Source organism: Bradyrhizobium sp. ISRA430, assembly GCF_029909975.1.
Classification (GTDB): domain Bacteria; phylum Pseudomonadota; class Alphaproteobacteria; order Rhizobiales; family Xanthobacteraceae; genus Bradyrhizobium.
The window spans coordinates 6,501,143-6,518,597 of the sequence record NZ_CP094516.1 but is presented as its reverse complement, the minus strand read 5'-3'; the positions used below and the strand labels follow the sequence as shown (position 1 = coordinate 6,518,597).

Below are 17,455 nucleotides of genomic sequence, written 5' to 3'. Positions count from 1 at the left end.
GAGGCATCGAAAGTGCCTCCTTCCGCTTTTTTCGATCAGATCGAGCAGACCTCAAAGATCGAGCTTTTGGCCCTGGTACATCTCGGGGGTGACGTAACCGAAGCTCGGAGATTCCATGACTTCAAGCTGCGCCTTGAAAATGCGCGCCGCGTCCTTGTCCTTGTTGGCCCATTTGAACCAGATCGGGACCGCGACTTTCTGGAATTCCTCAAGATCTTCCGCTGGAAGGCGATTGATCTGAACACCTGCCTTCTCGAACTTGCCCCAGGCGTCCATGTCGGCCTTCTGAATCGCGCCATGGTGGAGGGCCGAATAGGCCTCGATCTCGTTCTCTACCCAGAGCTGCATCTTCGGCGACAGCTTGTTCCAGTGGTTCAGGCCGACGCAGAAGTCCATCAGGTCGACCGGCTGATAGATCGACTCCAGGCCGGGGGGACCCATCCAGATGTATTTCGCGACCTGTTGGAAGCCGAGGTCCCAGTTGACCGCGGGGCCGGTGTAGTCGGCCGCCTCGATTGTGCCCTTCTCAAGGGCCGAAAACACTTCGCCGCCCGGCAGCAGGGTTGTCTTCGCGCCGATCGCGGCAAAGCCCTCGGCGATCATGCCGCCCGGCACGCGCAGCTTCAGATCCTTGAAATCCTCGATCGACCGGATCGGCTTTTTGGAGTGAATGATATTGGGACCGTGGTGAATGCGACCGACATACATCAGCCCCTGCTTGGCAAATACGTCACGCGCAAGCTTCAGTCCGCCATTGCCGTAGAAGAAAACGTCCCATTCATGGGGATAGCGCAGCCCCATCAGATAAGACGACAGGAATGCCGTGGCAGGCACCTTGCCGGCCCAATAGAGCGTGAACGAGTTCATCGCTTCGAGCACGCCGTTTTTCACGCCGTCCAGCAGCTCGAAATCGCCAACAACCTCCTTCGCGGCGAATGGCTTGAACTCGAGTTCGCCACCGGTCTTTTCCTTGATGGTACCGCACCACTGCTTGAACGTGGCCAGCCCCACACCGGCCGGCCATGAGGTCTGCACCTTCCATGTCGTCGTCTCGGCAGCTTCGGCGTCGCGAATGTAGGGCGCGGCGACGGCAGCCGTGCCGGCCGCGACAAGAAACTTGCGACGGGTGGTCTTTGGCTTGGTGGTTCCGTGGGTCATGGCATCCTCCCTTATGGTCGCCGTATTCCGCCCTTATGGGCGGTTTCTCTTGCCGCTTAAGACTAGGATCAGCGGCTATTCACGGCTTCCACGGACGATGGCGGCTGAGCAAAATCGGCCCAGCCGGGCGGTGCTCACTTCCTCGCGAAGTCCGGAGACCTCTCGTCCCGCGCCGTTTCGACCATGCTAGGGTCGACTGGCGGGCCGGGACAAGCCAACGCGAATTGCAGGATTTACAACCTTAGTCTAAGCGCGCTTATTTTCGCCGTTGCTACAGGCAGTTGCGCACACCCCCGCAGGAGACCACTCTGTGAAGAACATCCGCGCCACGCTCGCGACCGTTTGGCGAATCGCCATCCCCTATTTCCGATCGGAGGACAAATGGGCCGGCCGCGGCCTGCTCGCCGCCGTGATCGCGATGGAGCTGGCGCTGGTCGCGATCAACGTCCTCGTCAATCAGTGGCAGAACCGGTTCTACAGTGCACTCCAGGCCTACGATCTGGAGGAGTTCGTCAAGGAGATATGGATTTTCCTCGGCCTCGCCTTCACCTTCGTCGCATTGGCGGTCTACAAGCTCTACCTGAACCAGTGGCTGCAGATCCGCTGGCGGCGGTGGCTGACGCGACACTATCTCGGCGAATGGCTCGACGGCGCCACGCACTATCGCATGCAGCTCAGGGGCGAGGCCGCCGACAACCCGGACCAGCGTATCACCGAGGACGTCAAGACGTTCGTCGAGCAGACGCTCACCATCGGCCTGGGTTTGCTGTCGTCGATCGTGACGCTGGCCTCGTTCATCGTCATCCTTTGGGGCCTGTCCAACAAGGCGCCCCTGCACATCTACGGCACCGATCTCGTCGTCCCCGGTTTTCTGGTCTGGTGCGCGCTGGTTTATGCGATCCTGGGCACGGCCTTGACGCACTGGATCGGCGTACCGCTCGTCAATCTCAATTTCGAGCAGCAGCGGTTCGAAGCCGATTTCCGCTTCAACCTGGTCCGGGTGCGCGAAAATTCCGAGCAGATCGCGCTGTTGAAGGGCGAAGCGGCCGAGCGCGGGCGCCTGTTGCACCGCTTCGGATTCGTCATCAGCAACTGGTACGCGATCATGAGCCGGACCAAGCGCCTCACGGCGTTCACGGCGAGCTATCAGCAGGCGGCGGTGGTCTTCCCCTATGTGATGGTGGCGCCCGCCTTCTTCGCCAAGAGGATCCAGCTCGGCGACATGATGCAGACCGGCTCGGCGTTCGGCAGCGTGCAGGATGCGCTGTCGTTCTTCGTCACGGCCTATCGCTCGCTCGCCGAATGGCGCGCGGTGGTCGCCCGTCTCGACGGCTTCGAGATGTCGGTCGGCGCGGCCGCCAACATCGCGGCGCACGAGCCGACCATCGGCGTGGTGCGATCCGGCGCAAGCAAGGCGGTCGCGCTCCAGCACTTGCTGGTGAAGCTGCCGAACGGCGCACCTCTGGTCACGGCCGATGCTTTCACGATCCAGCCGTCTGAGCGGGTGCTGGTGACCGGGCCGTCGGGCTCCGGCAAGTCGACGCTATTCCGCGCCGTCGCCGGCATTTGGCCGTTCGGCACCGGAACGATTTCCATCCCCGAGAAGGCCCGGCTGATGATGCTGCCGCAGCGGCCGTATTTCCCGGTCGGCCCGCTCGGGGACGCCGTGATCTACCCCGCCGAGCACGGCACGATCGCGCCGGACAAGATCAAGGAGGCGCTAACGGCGGTCGGCATGCCGCGGCTGTCGAGACGGCTCGACGAGGAAGGCCACTGGAACCGGACGCTGTCACTGGGCGAGCAGCAGCGCCTGGGGCTGGCTCGCGCGCTGCTGCATGCGCCGGACTATCTGTTCCTCGACGAGGCCACCGCCTCGCTCGACGAGCTGTCCGAGGCCCGGCTTTACCGGTTGCTGGCCGAGAAGCTGCCGCAGGCGACCATCGTCTCGATCGGGCACCGTTCGACGCTCGACGCTTTCCACACGCGCAAAGTGGCGATGGTGGAAAGCGGTGAGCTCCACGTTCTCGGCAGCAGCGGCGAGCCGGTCGAGGCGGAGCCGACCGCCGCGCGCTGAGAGTTGGGGCGCTGAAGCTTCCACGTCGTCATACCCGGGCATAGCCGTCCAAGGGACGGCGTCGCTTACGCTCGCCTGTGTCCCCGGCATCCACGTTCTTTGCGCGGCTACGTGGATGGCCGAGACAAGCCTGGCCATGACGAGTGTGCAACTGATACCCCCAAAGCAAAAAGGCGGCAGGTTGTCCTGCCGCCCTTTCAGCCAAGTCTCGGGAAGAAACTTACTTCAAGTTGGTCATCGCCGTCAGGTCGAACGACAGCTTGGCGATACCGGCCGCGCCGCACCAGTTGGAGCCGACGCCCGAAGGATTGATCGGGGTCAGGTCGGTACCGGAGCTCGCAGTGATGTTGCCGCGCGCGGAGAAGTCGCTGGTGAAGGCGTTGCAGTTACCCTTGGAAAGATCGGTGTCGGAGTAACGCAGGTCCAGCGTGAACACCTTGTAGGTGAAGCCGATGCCGATGTTCCAGGTGTTGTAGTCGGCATATTTGATCCCGTTCGGGAAGGCAGCCGTGCCGTAGAAGCTGTCGGACGTGCCCAGCCACTGACGGCCGAACTCACCCGAGACATACATGCCGACGCCGCTCGAACCGAAGATCGTGCTGGGCGCGATGTACTTGCCGGTAATCGAGGTGTAGTTGCCCCAGGCGCCCGAGTTCAGGTAGCTCGGAGTGTAATATTCGTTGACGCCGAATGCCCAGTTGTCATTCACCGTGTAGGTCATCTTGCCGTAGACTTCGAAGAAGCTCAGGTCCTTCTTGATCACGTTGCCGTTGATCAGGGCCTGCGAAGCGCACTCGGCGCCCTGGAAGTTACCCGCGAAGTCGAAGCCGTTGCCGCCGAAGAAGCAGCTCCCACCCGGATACAGGTAACCCCAGACACCGATGTCGAAGGCGAAGGCGCCGAAGGTCGGACGGATACCGCCATAGACGTCAATCTCGGCCGCGGCGCGGTTCGGGAAGGAGATGCTCTCACCGGACACGCCGACGTAGAGCTGGAGGTCCTTGGTGACGTTGTAACGCGGCTCGAAATAGGCCGTGACCGACGGCTTGTGGTTCGACTGCGTAATACCGCGGAAGATGTAGTCGTTCATGATGCCGCCGCCGAAGGCGACGTCCCACGGTTCAAAGGCAGGCGGCGGCGGAGCCTTCAATGCCTTCACCGGCAGATCTGCCGCCAGAGCCGAACCCGTCACCATTGCCAGCGCCGTTGCCAACAAAGTCACTTTTTTCATTACGATCCCCATCACCAGTCTTAAGCCCCGTCAGGTCCGAAAGCCCCCAAGGGCGCGATACCTGACCGAAAAATGACAGTCACAATCTGGAGCGGGGGCAATTAACCCGGAAGCAAAAATCACGGGCAACTGCTGACTTTTTGGGCGTTCAAGCCTTTCCACGAAAGGTTGTTGCGATGTGTTGCACCCCGAACACAGCTTTTGCATTCCGCCCTGCGTCCGGTCCCGTGGGGTTACGGACATCGCGAAGCTGTGGGGACTTAAGGTCACGGATCAACCAGGAGCATGATTCGGCGCCGCTCCCTGCGATGCGAAAAGGCCGCAGCGTTGGCTGCGGCCTTCCTGTCTGCACGTCGTTCCGGAGGATACGGGACGGACTACCCCTGACCTTCGGCCGGCGTCGAATCCCCTGACGAAGGCATCGCCCAGCTTGTTTCCGGTGCGGGCTCGGGAGCCGGAGCCTCCGTGGGTGGCGGCGCCTTCGGAGTCGGAGCAGCCTTCGCGCGCTTCTTGGGCGCAGCTTTCTTCGCGGCCTTCTTGGCAGTCTTCTTTGCCGCCTTCGGGGCGGCCTTCCTGGCCGATTTCTTTGCAGACTTCTTCGCTGATTTCTTGGCGGCTTTCTTCGTCGCCCTCTTCGCGGTCTTCTTCTTCGCCGCTACAACCTTCTTAGCCTTTTTGGCCTTCTTGCTTTTCTTCTTCTTCGCCTTCGCCATCGTGGTCCTCCTGTTGCCGCCGAACAATGGTCGATCGGGCGTCTTCAGTCGTCACCTCGGGACGCAGCGCCGCTCGACTAGTTCAATGCCGGCCGCGAACCGCCCGTAGCCCAATCGAGAAGCTCAATCGTGTGCACGACCGGAACTGACGTGCCGCTGGCAATCTGCACCATGCAGCCGATATTGCCCGCGGCAATCATGTCCGGCTTGACGCTCGCGATGTTGGCGACCTTGCGATCGCGCAACCTGCCCGCAAGGTCGGGCTGGAGAATGTTGTAGGTCCCCGCCGAACCGCAACACAAGTGGCTCTCCGGCACATCTTTCACCACGAATCCATTCTTGGAAAGCAATTCTTTCGGAAGTCCAGTGATTTTCTGGCCGTGCTGCAATGAACAAGCGGAGTGATAGGCGACGACGATGTTGTCAGCTCGCATGGTCGGCGCGAGGCCGAGGCCGGCGACGTACTCAGTGATGTCCTTGGCCAGCGCGGAGATCTGCGCCGCGTCGGCAGCGAAGTCGCGATCCTCGCGCAGGAGATAGCCGTAGTCCTTGATGACGGTGCCGCAACCGGACGTCGTCACCAGGATGGCGTCGAGCCCCTCCCCCGTCGCTTCCGCGCGCCATGCCGCGACGTTGGCTCGGGCGCGGGCGAGCGCATCGTCGTCGCGGCCGAGATGATGGGTCAATGCGCCGCAGCACTGCTCGTCCTTGACCAGGACGACCTCGATGCCGTGCCGGGTCAAAAGGTTGATGGCGGCCTGGTTGATGCGTGGCGCCAGCACTTGCTGCGCGCAGCCCTGCAACAGCGCGACCCGGCCCCGTTTCTTGCCAAGAGGCGCGAACACGCTGCCGGCGGCAGGGCCCGGCGACGGCAGGCGGTTCGGGGCCAGCGCCAGCATCGCCTGGATCCGCTGGATCAGTCCCGGCGTGGGCGACGGCCGCGGGGTCGGCAGGAGCACTGTGAAGGGGCGCGCCAGCCGGGCCAGCCACATGCTGGCGCGGAAGCGCTGCGGGTCCGGCAGGACAAAGGCGAGCACCGCGCGCAACAGCCGCTCGGCCAGCGGCCTCTGGTAGCGCTGCTCGATCCTGACCCGGGCCTGGTCGACCAGGTGCATGTAGTGCACCCCGGACGGACAGGTGGTCATGCAGGCGAGGCACGACAGGCAGCGGTCGATATGCTTGACCACCTCCGCCGTCGGCGCCAAGTCCTTCTCCAGCATCTCCTTCATCAGGTAGATGCGGCCGCGCGGGCTATCGAGTTCGTCGCCGAGCAGCACATAGGTCGGACAGGTCGCGGTGCAGAAGCCGCAATGGACGCAGGCGCGCAGGATCTTGTCGGCTTCCGCAATGTCGGGGTCGGCGAGCTGCGCGAGTGAGAATTCGGTCTTCATGCTGCAGCGCCCCGCGTCAGCCGTCCACGGTTGAGGATGACTTTCGGATCAAAGCTGGCGCGGACCCGCTCGCTCAGGGCCGCGATGCCTGCCGGTTGCGGATGGAACACGTCGACATTGCGCCTGACGTCGTCGGCCGCCCGGACCAGCGTGGCGTGCCCGCCGAAGGCATTGACGCGGTGACGCACGATCGGCGCGTGCGCATCGCCCTTGGGCGGCAGCGCCGCCCAGATCAGCCCACCGCCCCAGTCGTAGATCACGTCGCCACCGGTCTCGCGCCCCAATTGCGCGCCGAGCGCGCCCCCCGATGCCGGCGGGCAGACGATCCGCCAGACCGGCCAGGCGCCGAGCGTGCCATCTGCCGCGAACGGCAGGACGTCGCGGATCGTGGCCCACAGCGCCGAGGACGCCGCATCCTCAACGAGGGTCGCGGCTCCAAACGGCGCCAGCAACTCGCGCAGCGAGCCTGCGCGGTGAACGGCAGAGGCCTTGATGCCCTCGAGCCGCAGCACGGTCAGCGGCTCGCCCTGGCTCGCAATGTCGCCAAGCCCTTCTGTCCTGCCGCGGAACGCCGATTTCGGCAGATGCGCTGCACCGGAGACGTCATAGGGCGAGCCGAGCGCCGCGGTCATGGCCTTGTTGGCGGCGGCATCGTCGAGCCCGCGCAACAACAAGGTCCGCTCGGCCTCCGGCTTCGGCATGACCTTGAGCGTGACCTCGGTCATGACGGACAGCGTGCCCCAGGAGCCCGCGAGCAGCTTGCAGAGATCGTAGCCGGTGACGTTCTTCACCACCTTGCCGCCGGTCTTGAAGCTGTCGCCGAAGCCGGAGACGGCGTGCGCCCCCAACAGGTGATCGCGCGCCCCGCCTGCCCTGATGCGGCGCGGGCCGGCGAGGCCCGTGGCGATCATCCCGCCGATGGTGCCAAGCGCCGGCGTGCCGAGGAGCGGGGCCGTGTTCATCGGCTCGAAGGCGAATTGCTGGTTCTTGGAATCGATCAGCGACAGCACGTCGGCGACCGGCGCACCGGCGGCAAGCGTGATGATCAGCTCGTTGGGCTCATAGGAGGTCACCGCGCTCAGCGCGGACACATCGAGCACGGCATTGGTCGCCATCGTGTGCCCGATGGCGCGCTTGGTGCCATGACCGATGATCTCGAGCGGCTGCTCGTTGGCAATCGCCGCGCGCACCGCCTCTTCGACGTCTTTGGCGTCTCTGACCTTGAGCGTATCCACGGGAAAAGGCGGTAGCGAAATTTACGTCGGAAATCAATTCGACGCATGGCAACAGGGCCTCGGAGCGTTGCGGCTGGGGTGGTGCCGCCCCTCATCCTGAGGAGCTCGCGGAACAGGGCTCTCGAAGGATGAAGGCCGAACTGCAACCACCGGGCTTTCGTGGTTCGAGATGACCGCGGAGCCTTTCATCGGGCCGCGCTTCGCGCGGGACCCGTTGGCGGCCTCCTCACCGTGGGGATCTGGATGGTAACCCGCATTGGCCCTGGCTGGGACATTCGCACTTCGATCAACATCGAATCATTGACGCGCAGACTTCGCTATCTGTCGAACTGTCCCTTGCGGGTTGCCGGGTTCGCCACGCCCGCGGGGTCCTGCAAGCGAGGAGTTCCACCATGAGCCAACAGACAATGAACACCATCCACGACGTGACCAGCGGCGGCGGCCTTCTGGTCGTGGCGCAATGGGAAGCGAAGACCGAGGAGGCCGACCGGGTCGCCGGGATCTTGCGCAGCTTCCTCCCGGAGGCGCAACGCGAGGAAGGCGTGAAACTGTTCCTGATCTCGCGCGCCAAGGACAATCCGGCCCAGTTCCTGTTCTACGAACTGTTCCGCGACGAGGCGGCCTTCAAGGCCCACCAGGAGAGCGCGCATTTCAAAACCTACATCGCCGGCGAAGCGCTGCCGCTGCTGGCGAAGCGGGAGCGGACTCAATACGGGCTGCTATAAGTGCCTTGGAGGGAAGAGCTTGCGTCGCGAGCCCTTCCCTCCGCAGATCCCCTAGAATCGCGGGATGTCCGGAAACGCCAGCTTGCCTGCATGGACATGCATGCGGCCGAGCTCGGCGCAGCGATGCAGGGTCGGAAACACCTTGCCGGGGTTGAGCAGACCCTGCGCGTCGAAGGCGCATTTCAGCCGCTGCTGCTGGTTGAGGTCGATCTCGGTGAACATGTCGCCCATAAGGTCGCGCTTCTCGATGCCGACGCCGTGCTCGCCGGTGAGCACGCCGCCAAACTCGACACAGGCGCGCAGGATGTCGGCGCCGAAGGCCTCGGCGCGCTCGATCTCGCCCGGCTTGTTGGCATCGTAGAGGATCAGGGGATGCAGATTGCCATCGCCGGCGTGGAATACGTTGGCGCAGCCGAGCTGGTATTTTTCCGAGAGCTCCCGGATCCGCGCTAAGGCCTTTGGAAGCGCGCCGCGCGGGATGGTGCCGTCCATGCAGAGATAGTCGGGCGAGATGCGGCCGACGGCCGGGAATGCCGCTTTCCGGCCCGCCCAGAACAGGTTGCGCTCTGCCTCCGAGGTCGAGATCTGGCAGGTGGTCGAGCCGCAAGCGTTGGCGATCGCCTCGACGCGGCCGATCAATTCGTCGACCTCGATGGACGGGCCGTCGAGCTCGATGATGAGCAGCGCCTCGACATCGAGCGGATAGCCGGCATGGACGAAGGCCTCCGCGGCGTGGATTGCGGGCTTGTCCATCATCTCCATGCCGCCGGGGATGATGCCGGCGCCGATGATCCGCGCCACGCATTCGCCGGCCGCCTCGACCTGCGCAAAGCCGACCATCAGCGCGCGCGCCGTCTCCGGCTTTTGCAGGATGCGCACCGTGATCTCGGTGATGACGCCGAGCAGCCCTTCGGAGCCGGTGATGACGCCCATCAGATCGTAGCCGGGATTTTCCGCCGACTTGCCGCCGATGCGCAGGATCTCGCCGCTCATCAACACGATCTCACAGCCGAGCACGTTGTTGGTGGTCATGCCGTATTTCAGGCAGTGCACGCCGCCGGAATTCTCCGCGACGTTGCCGCCGATCGAGCAGGCGATCTGCGACGACGGATCGGGCGCATAGTAGAAGCCGGCATGCGCGACCGCCTGGCTGATTGCCAGATTGGTGACGCCGGGCTCGGTGACGACGACGCGATTGTCGAAATCGATCTCGCGGATGCGTTTGAACTTGCCGAGGCCAAGCAGCACGCCGTCCTCGAGCGGCAGCGCGCCACCGGACAGCGAAGTGCCGGAGCCGCGCGGCACCACCTTGAGGCCGTGGGCTGCACAATATTTCAGGATCTGCGAGACCTGCTCGGTCGTATCCGGCAGCACCACCACCATCGGCGGCTGCCGATAGGCGGTCAGGCCGTCGGATTCATAGGCCCGCATCTCGGCGGTGCTGTCGATCACGCCCTCGCCGGGGACGATTGCGCGCAGCGCGGCAACGATCTCCGCGCGTCGCGCGAGCACGGCCTGGTCGGCTGCCGGCATCATGATGGCCATTGGACGTTCCTTCCGGCTCCGCGCCGTACGATCGATTTATCGGGACAAATCAAGCACGTCCGCGGTGTTTTGGGTAGGCCATCCGAAAGTTGGATCGGCAATTGCGACCGAGTTCGCTCTGAGACAAGTAGGGAACCGTGAAACCTGTCATGGTTTCGTGGCTTGTCCAAGCCGCACGGGCCATGCCAAAACCGGAAAGGCCCCGACGACGCCGACCAGCCATGAGCCCCACCACAGGGAAGAGACGAAGAGCACGCGATGAAAAAATTGACTTTTGGCGCACTGCTGACCCTCACCGTGACTGCCACTGCGCCCGCCGCGATGGCGCAGGATGCCGCGGCCGGCAAGACATCGTTCAACAAATGCTTGGCCTGCCACGCGATCGGCGAAGGCGCCAAGAACAAGGTCGGCCCCGAGCTCAACGGCCTCGACGGCCGCAAGTCGGGCACCGCGCCCGACTACAACTATTCGGATGCGAACAAGAATTCCGGCATCACATGGGGTGAGGCGCAGTTCAAGGAGTACATCAAGGATCCCAAGGCCAAGATCCCCGGCACCAAGATGGCGTTCGCCGGCATCAAGAACGAGAAGGAGATCAACGATCTCTGGGCCTATGTGTCGCAGTTCGACAAGGACGGCAAAATCAAGAAGTAGCTGAGGTAGCGAGGCGGCCGCTAATCGGCGGCCGCCTGCATCGCGACAATTGCACCGATCATCGTCTCGATTTCCCTCTTCACGAGATCCGGCACCGCGTTCTGCACCATGTGGCCGAGACCGGGCAGCACGATCAGCTTCGCATTCGGCACCATCGCGGCGAACGGGCGCGCGTGGATGTTGGTCGACACGGTCTTGTCTGGCTCGCCGGCGATGATCACGGTCGGCGCCGAGATCTCACGATAACGCGGGGCTTGCGCGGCCACCGACGCCTTCAGCGTCACCAGATCGACGGCATTGGCGATGAACTCGCGCGGGCGCAGCAGCAGCGGGGTCGCGGAATCCCTGACAAAGCCGTCCGGCATCACCTGCGGCAGGAAGACGTTGCGCGCACCGGAATCGGCCAGGACATAGCCGAGCGGCAGCGTGATGGTGTAGGCGAGCAGCGGCCCGATCACCGGCATTGCGATCAGCTCGTTGTAGCGGCCGACGCCGCCGCGCCAGGGATGGGTCACCGGCGCCAGCATGACGAGGCCGGCGACGCGCTGCGGATGATCGAGCGCGAGGCGGGCGCCGAGCGCTCCGCTCCATGAATGCACCACGAAGATCGCGCGCGCGATGCCGAGCCTTGCCAGCGCCTCGTCGATCATCCGGGCCTGGATCTCCGGCGTCGAATCCCGCCGCCGCGCCCGCGTGCTCCAGCCGTGGCCGGGACGGTCGATCAGGATGACGCGATGGTCCTTCGCCAGGAGATCGCCGAGCGGGCGCCGCATCGCTTCGAGATTGGAGCTCGCCCCGTGCAGCATCACGATCGGCGGGCCGGCATCGCGCGGGCCGATATCGACGACGTGAAGCGTCGCACCGTCGACCTCGACCATCCGGCCCTGGGGCGGAAAGGCGCGCTGCACGGCGAGGACGCCGGCTTGCGTGGCGAGCGCCAGCACGGCCAGCGCCACCACGACTGAAAGCACGATCATGAAGAGATTCCGGGCAATCTTGGGCACATGGCAGCTACGGGTCTTGGACGCGGCAGTTTCGCTCCGAGTGGCCGGCGACCTCCACACGAAATACCGGGCCTGTGGATATGTGCAAAATTGCCGCCGGGAAAAAACCAATAGAATCAGAGGTCTTCGGCGCCCGCGCGCAAGCCTCGGGACAGCTTCATGCGTCCGTCATGGCGACTTCCATATAATCGCCACGGTCGGTTCGGCCATCTAGCGACGGATGGGCGCCGATCCTCCTCGCAATCCACAGGGACGCGGGAAAGACCGGCAGGATTGTCATGGTTTGAACCGGAGGATTTTCGATGAGCGTTAGATCAAACGACACCGCGATCGACGAGATCGTCGCGAGCTGCAACGGCGACCTGCGCGGCGCGGTCCGGGCGCTTCTCCTGATCAACGAACATCTCGAGGCGGAGCTTGCAAAACTCTATGCCGCAGCCGCCGATCGCAGCCTCGCCGAACGTGGCACCAGCGTCCTGCACTAGACCGTACAATCGGGCTAGTTCGTACTGTCCTCGTCCTTTTCGTCGTCGGGAGTGACCGCGGGGCAGGCACGAATGGTCGAGCGCGCAAGCTTGGCGTCGGCCTTGGACGTGTACGGACCGTCTCCGAACCAGATGTCGCCTGCGATGACCGGGTTACTGGTCACGATGTCGCATTTGCCGGTGGCGCGGTTACCGACCACCCAGAACAAACCGTCGGCCAGACCTGCCATGCCTGACGCCAGCAGCAACGCACCTGCCAAGATGAAACGATTCATGGCTTTTGCTCCCGCCATGGACGTACGCCCGCGGCGTCAGCAACAATAGTCCTGACGAAGCGCACCCTGGAATCGTAGTTAACGCCCGCGCGCCGCAATCGCTCGAGAACGGCTCGATTTGTCGGCTAGATGTCGCGACCCTCGACTTTTTCGGTCAGCGCCTTGACCTGCTCAGGGACCTTGTCGAGGTGCGGATTGATCGCGAGCGCTTTGCGATAGGCATCGAGCGCGCGCTTCTCGTCGCCGATCTCCTGCATGATCATGCCGAGGCCCGCGAGCGCGCCGAAATGGCGGGGCTCCCGCATCAGCACCTGCTGGATGTCGGCGAGCGAACGGCCGTAGTCGTTCTGCATGTAGTACAGCGTGGCGCGCCGGTTCCAGGCCTCGATATAGTCGGGCCTGAGCTTGATGACGGCATCCAGCAGCTTGATCGCAACGTCGATCTTTTGTGCGTCCACCGCGGCCTTGGCCCGGGTCATCAACAAAGCGGCAGTGTCGCTCGGGGTCTGCAGCCAGATGGCCCAGATCCGCGCTTCGACATGCTTGGCGCTGACATCGTCGGGGGCGGCCTTCAGTGCGCCGAACAGGAAATCGAGATTCTTGCCGCGGTCGACCTTGGGAAGCTTCGCCGGCGCTTCAGGGAGCTTCTTCTGCTTTCCGGGCGGGCCGACCAGATCATCCTGCGCGACGGCGGGAGCGAGAATGGCGGTTCCGGCCAGAACGGCGGCCAGACACAAGGTACGTGCGAACGAGAATCTCACAGCCATGGTGAAAGTGTAAACGCGCAAAGCCGCCCTTGCATAGCAAGGACGGCGTCAAAGTCCTGTGAGACCGGGTCTTGCGGGGCGCGCGGAAAGCGCGTCCGGGGCAAAATCAGCCCTGGCGCGCCTTGAAGCGGCGCTGCACCTTGTTGATCACATAAACCCGGCCCTTGCGGCGAACCAGGCGGTTGGCGCGGTGGCGACCGCGCAGCGATTTCAGCGAGTTACGGACCTTCATGGCAGAATCCTGAACGTTCGAAAGGCCGTTTTCGGCACTACCGTTTCGGCACGCGCGAATGTGGCAAAATGGGATTTTTCCCGCCGGCGGGCCGACCGCCCGGGACGGGGCGGTTTCTAAGCCATGGCGGGACCGGATGTCAATGCGATCGGCCCGCCGGCGAGTGATTAACGGGGGAATTGGGCTGAAACGGCCCCAATCGGCCCGCCCACGGCCGAAAACGCGACCAGCTTCGGCGTCCCGAACCGACGCTTGCCAAATTCGTTATATCATATAATCAATTTGCGACCTCGGGAGGAAACCAATGCCGAAATTGAAGCTGCCCAATATCGACGACGTTGTGGCGATCGACATCCACACTCACGCCGAGGAGCCCTGCGGTTGCCATCCCGATGACGGCTATGACGACTTCCAGGCGCAGATGGCGGAGTATTTCAAATCGCCAAACAAGCATCCGCCGACCGTGCCGGAGACCGCGGCCTATTACCGCTCCAAGAACATCGCCGCCGTGATCTTCCCGGTCGACGCCGAGCGCGAGACCGGCTTCCGCCGCTACAACAACTACGAGATGCTGGAGGTCGCCTCCGACCATCTCGACGTCCTCATTCCCTTCGTCTCGATCGACCCGCACAAGGGCAAGCTCGGCGCGCGCGAGGCGCGCAAGCTGATCGAGGAGTACGGCGTCCGCGGCTTCAAATTCCATCCGACCATGCAGGGCTTCTACGCCAACGACCGCATGGCCTATGCGCTCTATGAAGAGATCAACAATGGCGGCGCAATCGCGCTGTTCCACACCGGCCAGACCGGCGTCGGCTCTGGCATGCCCGGCGGGATGGGCATGCGGCTGAAATACTCCAACCCGATGTACATGGATGACGTCGCGGCGGATTTCCCCGACCTCAAGATCATCCTCGCCCACCCCTCCTTTCCCTGGCAGGAGGAAGCGCTCTCGGTCGCGACCCACAAGCCGAACGTCTATATCGACCTGTCCGGCTGGTCGCCGAAATATTTCCCGCCGATCCTGGTGCGCTATATCAACTCGATCCTTCAGGATAAGATGCTGTTCGGCTCGGACTGGCCGGTGATCACGCCGGACCGCTGGCTGTCGGACTTCTCCAAGATCGACATCCGCGACGAGATCCGGCCGAAGGTGCTCAAGGCCAACGCGCGCAAGCTGTTGGGGATCTAACGAAGGAGTCAACGTGACGATCAAAGCCGTCGTCTTCGACGCCTACGGAACGCTCTACGACATCCAGTCGGTCGCGGAGGTCACCGAAGATGCGTTTCCGGGCTACGGCGAGATCATCACGCAAATCTGGCGCATCAAGCAGCTCGAATATACCTGGTTGCGCTCGCTGATGCGGCGCTACCAGGATTTTACCGCGGTCACACGCGACTCGCTCGCCTATACGCTGCGCGTGCTCGGCCTCGCCTACGACAGCGAGGCGTTCGAGCGCGTGATCGAGAAGTACCTGCATCTCGACCTCTATCCGGATGCGGCGGCCGCGCTTGCAGCGCTCAAGCCGTGCAAGCTCGCCATCCTCTCCAACGGCAGCCCGGACATGCTGGGCGCGCTGGTGCGCAACTCCGGCCTCGACCGGCTGCTCGATGCCACGATCAGCGTCGACGCGAAGAAGATCTTCAAGCCGAGCCCGGCGGCCTATGAGCTGATCGGCGAGACGCTCGGCACCGAGCCGGGCGAGGTGCTGTTCGTCTCATCCAACCCGTGGGATGTGGCGGGCGCGAAGGCGTTCGGGCTGAACGTCGCCTGGATCGAACGGGTGACGCCCGAGGCCATGGCGCTGGCTTGCGTCGAGAACGAACTCGTGGCACCGCTCACCATGTTCAAGGCGATCCGGACCCAGATGGATGAGCTTGGGTTTGCGCCGGATCACCGCATCCGCGCGCTTTCCGAGCTGCCCGGGATCGCTGCCCGCCGGTAAGTTCGGAATGAGCAGTCTGGAATGAGCCTTCAATCCGTTCGCGCCTTCTTCGCCGAGAAGGCCCCCGATATCGCCGTCATCGAATCCCCGATCAGCTCCGCAACGGTGGCGCTGGCCGCCGAAGCCTATGGCGTCGAGCCCGGACGGATCGCCAAGACACTGTCCTTGCGGATTGGCGAGCGCGTGATCCTGATCGTCGCCGCCGGCACGTCGCGTATGGACAACAAGAAGGTCAAAGCGCAGTTCGGCGGCAAGCCGAAGATGCTGGGGCTGGAAGAGGTCGCCGACATCACCGGCCACGAGGTCGGCGGCGTCTGCCCGTTCGGGCTGAAGGCACCGCTGCCGGTCTATTGCGATATCTCGCTGAAAGCGTTCGACGTCGTGGTGCCGGCCGCGGGCTCGACCCATAGCGCGGTTCGCATCACGCCCGACCGGATGGCCGAGCTGGTCGCGGCTGAATGGGTCGACGTCTGCGAGCACCGACCCTAGAGGCCTCTAGTCATCCTCATCGTAATAAGATCGTGGCGCCGGCGGAGGCGCACTATTGTAGTTATTATAGCGCGGCTGCGGCGCGGCGCGATTGCGCGGTACCGGCTGCTGCGGCTGGGTCTGGTTGTTGGACTGGAACACCGCCCGACATGCACTCGAGAGCTGCTGCGTGTTCTGCTGCAGGCAGGCCACGATGCGGTTCGTGTCCGGAATCTGGTCGCTGCACAGGCGCCACACATCGGGCGTGCAGGCCATCTGCTGTTCCATTGTGCCGCGATATTCTTGTGCGAATGCTGCGCCCTGCGCGACGATGCCGCCGATCGCAAGCGCCACACCCAGCGCCATCCGCTCTGTTCGCATGTCCCGATCCTTCCCGATTCCCTCAAATAGTCTTCAATCAATGAGGCGCGGGCAGGTTCTGGACCAACAACAAAACGTGAAAGCGCCGTTGGAACCTATTCCACCCGACCGATCTTCTTGACCGCCGCAATCAGCCGCGCGCTGTCGGTTGCCACGAACTGTGTGAAGGCCGGCGCGTCCTGATAGGCGACGAGACTGCCCGAGGCCTCGAACGACTTGAGTACGTCCGGGCGCGTCATCACCTGCGCCATCGCCTCGCGCAGCCGGGTCGCGATCGGCGCCGGCAGCGCGCTCTGCGCGAACAGGCCGGCCCAGATGTACATCTCGACATCCCTGTAGCCGAGCTCCTGGAAGGTCGGCACATCGGGAAAGCTGGCGATACGCTGCGCGCCGCAATTGCCAAGGACGCGCAGCTTGCCGTCGTCGACCTGCGGCTTCAGCGTGCCGGGCGCGGCCGCGATCGCCTGCACGGTGCCGCCGAGGATCGCGGTCAGTGCGGGCCCTGCGCCGCGAAACGGCACGTGCAGCAGCTTGATCCCGGCGCTGTTTGTGAACATCTCCATCGCCACGTGCAATGTGCCGTAAGGACCGGACGAGCCATAGGTGATCTGGCCCGGGCGCTTCTTCGCATCCTCGACAAAATCGTGCGCAGTCTTCCACGGCGCGGAGGCCGGCACAGCGAGCAGCGTCGGATCGGCAAGCACGCGCGCGATCGGCATGAACTGCGAGACTTCATAAGCGACGGGACGGTCGAACAGCCGGTCGGCTTCCGGCAACACTGCGAGCGAGGACAGCGTCATCAGCAGGGTATAGCCGTCGGGCTCTGCGCGGGCGGCCGCAGCATTGCCGACCGATCCGCCGCCGCCTCCGGCGCGGTTGTCGACGATGACCGGCTTGCCCAGGATTCTTTCCAGCGCCATGGCCACCGGGCGCGCGGCAAGATCGGCCTGGCCGCCGGCCGGGAACGGCACGATCATGGTGATGTTGCGCGATGGATAGGCTTGGGCGAGAGCCGGACGCGAGATCACAGTCTGTGCAAGCGGCAATGCTGCGGCGGCGCGCAGCAAGTCACGGCGGTTCATCGGCGGCTCCCCCAATATGATTTTGTTATTGGGGGGAGAGTAGCGGCTCTCGCCGAGTCGGCAAAGTGGCTTGTGAGGAAATGCCGTCTCAA

At 63.9% G+C, this 17,455-nt stretch carries 19 protein-coding genes; 7 read left to right on the top strand and 12 right to left on the bottom strand.

Translation table 11 applies throughout. The annotated features are described in order from the left end of the window. Window positions 1-51: 51 nt before the first annotated feature. On the bottom strand, window positions 52-1,158 hold the full coding sequence (dctP, locus tag MTX21_RS30905) for a TRAP transporter substrate-binding protein DctP (protein WP_280968383.1): 1,107 nt from the start codon (window positions 1,156-1,158) through the stop codon (window positions 52-54). 310 nt (window positions 1,159-1,468) lie between these two features. On the opposite strand from dctP, the gene MTX21_RS30900 reads away from it, so the two are divergent. Then, window positions 1,469-3,232 carry an ABC transporter ATP-binding protein/permease gene (locus MTX21_RS30900; RefSeq protein WP_280968382.1) on the top strand — a complete coding sequence of 588 codons (1,764 nt, stop codon included), beginning with the start codon at window positions 1,469-1,471 and terminating at the stop codon, window positions 3,230-3,232. Between the two features lie 220 nt (window positions 3,233-3,452). On the opposite strand, the gene MTX21_RS30895 is transcribed toward MTX21_RS30900, so the two are convergent. The 4 genes from MTX21_RS30895 to MTX21_RS30880 form a co-directional block, all read right to left on the bottom strand. Continuing rightward, a complete protein-coding gene (locus MTX21_RS30895; protein ID WP_280968381.1) occupies window positions 3,453-4,463 on the bottom strand; it encodes a TorF family putative porin in 1,011 nt (336 codons plus the stop codon). 377 nt (window positions 4,464-4,840) lie between these two features. Next, the gene (locus MTX21_RS30890; RefSeq protein WP_280968380.1) at window positions 4,841-5,176 is read right to left on the bottom strand and encodes a hypothetical protein; all 336 of its coding nucleotides are present in this window, start codon (window positions 5,174-5,176) and stop codon (window positions 4,841-4,843) included. Window positions 5,177-5,253: 77 nt separating this feature from the next. Continuing rightward, window positions 5,254-6,567 carry a glycolate oxidase subunit GlcF gene (gene glcF / locus MTX21_RS30885; protein ID WP_280968379.1) on the bottom strand — a complete coding sequence of 438 codons (1,314 nt, stop codon included), beginning with the start codon at window positions 6,565-6,567 and terminating at the stop codon, window positions 5,254-5,256. Continuing rightward, complete coding sequence (locus MTX21_RS30880) at window positions 6,564-7,802, bottom strand: FAD-binding protein (RefSeq protein WP_280968378.1); 1,239 nt, start codon at window positions 7,800-7,802, stop codon at window positions 6,564-6,566. The genes glcF and MTX21_RS30880 overlap by 4 nt, the downstream gene beginning before the upstream one ends. 392 nt (window positions 7,803-8,194) lie before the next feature. On the opposite strand from MTX21_RS30880, the gene MTX21_RS30875 reads away from it, so the two are divergent. Continuing rightward, the gene (locus MTX21_RS30875; protein WP_280968377.1) at window positions 8,195-8,527 is read left to right on the top strand and encodes a putative quinol monooxygenase; all 333 of its coding nucleotides are present in this window, start codon (window positions 8,195-8,197) and stop codon (window positions 8,525-8,527) included. 51 nt (window positions 8,528-8,578) lie between these two features. On the opposite strand, the gene MTX21_RS30870 is transcribed toward MTX21_RS30875, so the two are convergent. Continuing rightward, complete coding sequence (locus tag MTX21_RS30870; RefSeq protein WP_280968376.1) at window positions 8,579-10,072, bottom strand: FAD-linked oxidase C-terminal domain-containing protein; 1,494 nt, start codon at window positions 10,070-10,072, stop codon at window positions 8,579-8,581. A gap of 258 nt (window positions 10,073-10,330) precedes the next feature. On the opposite strand from MTX21_RS30870, the gene cycA reads away from it, so the two are divergent. Next, entirely contained in the window at window positions 10,331-10,726 is a 396-nt protein-coding gene (gene cycA, locus MTX21_RS30865; RefSeq protein ID WP_280968375.1) for a cytochrome c-550 CycA, read from the top strand. Window positions 10,727-10,746: 20 nt separating this feature from the next. Here the strand turns inward: cycA and MTX21_RS30860 are convergent, their stop codons facing one another. Next, window positions 10,747-11,703 carry an alpha/beta hydrolase gene (locus MTX21_RS30860; protein ID WP_280968374.1) on the bottom strand — a complete coding sequence of 319 codons (957 nt, stop codon included), beginning with the start codon at window positions 11,701-11,703 and terminating at the stop codon, window positions 10,747-10,749. Between the two features lie 329 nt (window positions 11,704-12,032). Between MTX21_RS30860 and MTX21_RS30855 the strand changes: the two genes are divergently transcribed. Then, entirely contained in the window at window positions 12,033-12,215 is a 183-nt protein-coding gene (locus tag MTX21_RS30855; protein WP_063704591.1) for a hypothetical protein, read from the top strand. Window positions 12,216-12,229: 14 nt separating this feature from the next. On the opposite strand, the gene MTX21_RS30850 is transcribed toward MTX21_RS30855, so the two are convergent. The 3 genes from MTX21_RS30850 to ykgO form a co-directional block, all read right to left on the bottom strand. Next, a complete protein-coding gene (locus MTX21_RS30850) occupies window positions 12,230-12,490 on the bottom strand; it encodes a hypothetical protein (protein ID WP_280968373.1) in 261 nt (86 codons plus the stop codon). A gap of 125 nt (window positions 12,491-12,615) precedes the next feature. Beyond that, window positions 12,616-13,257, bottom strand: a complete 642-nt coding sequence (locus MTX21_RS30845) for a tetratricopeptide repeat protein (protein ID WP_280968372.1) — start codon at window positions 13,255-13,257, stop codon at window positions 12,616-12,618. A gap of 106 nt (window positions 13,258-13,363) precedes the next feature. Then, window positions 13,364-13,489 (bottom strand): type B 50S ribosomal protein L36, encoded by a 126-nt coding sequence (gene ykgO / locus MTX21_RS30840; RefSeq protein ID WP_006611362.1) that lies wholly within the window; start codon window positions 13,487-13,489, stop codon window positions 13,364-13,366. Window positions 13,490-13,793: 304 nt separating this feature from the next. On the opposite strand from ykgO, the gene MTX21_RS30835 reads away from it, so the two are divergent. From MTX21_RS30835 to MTX21_RS30825, 3 genes are read left to right on the top strand one after another with little or no spacing between them, the layout of a single operon-like run. After that, window positions 13,794-14,678 (top strand): amidohydrolase family protein, encoded by an 885-nt coding sequence (locus MTX21_RS30835; RefSeq protein ID WP_280968371.1) that lies wholly within the window; start codon window positions 13,794-13,796, stop codon window positions 14,676-14,678. A 13-nt stretch (window positions 14,679-14,691) separates the two neighbouring features. After that, window positions 14,692-15,432, top strand: a complete 741-nt coding sequence (locus MTX21_RS30830) for a haloacid dehalogenase type II (protein ID WP_280968370.1) — start codon at window positions 14,692-14,694, stop codon at window positions 15,430-15,432. Window positions 15,433-15,453: 21 nt separating this feature from the next. Beyond that, a complete protein-coding gene (locus MTX21_RS30825; protein ID WP_280968369.1) occupies window positions 15,454-15,921 on the top strand; it encodes a YbaK/EbsC family protein in 468 nt (155 codons plus the stop codon). A 6-nt stretch (window positions 15,922-15,927) separates the two neighbouring features. On the opposite strand, the gene MTX21_RS30820 is transcribed toward MTX21_RS30825, so the two are convergent. Together MTX21_RS30820 and MTX21_RS30815 are read right to left on the bottom strand one after the other, a co-directional pair. Beyond that, window positions 15,928-16,281, bottom strand: coding sequence for a hypothetical protein (locus tag MTX21_RS30820; protein WP_280968368.1), 354 nt, complete (start codon window positions 16,279-16,281; stop codon window positions 15,928-15,930). Between the two features lie 95 nt (window positions 16,282-16,376). Then, window positions 16,377-17,363, bottom strand: a complete 987-nt coding sequence (locus MTX21_RS30815) for a tripartite tricarboxylate transporter substrate binding protein (protein WP_280968367.1) — start codon at window positions 17,361-17,363, stop codon at window positions 16,377-16,379. Window positions 17,364-17,455 lie beyond the last annotated feature (92 nt).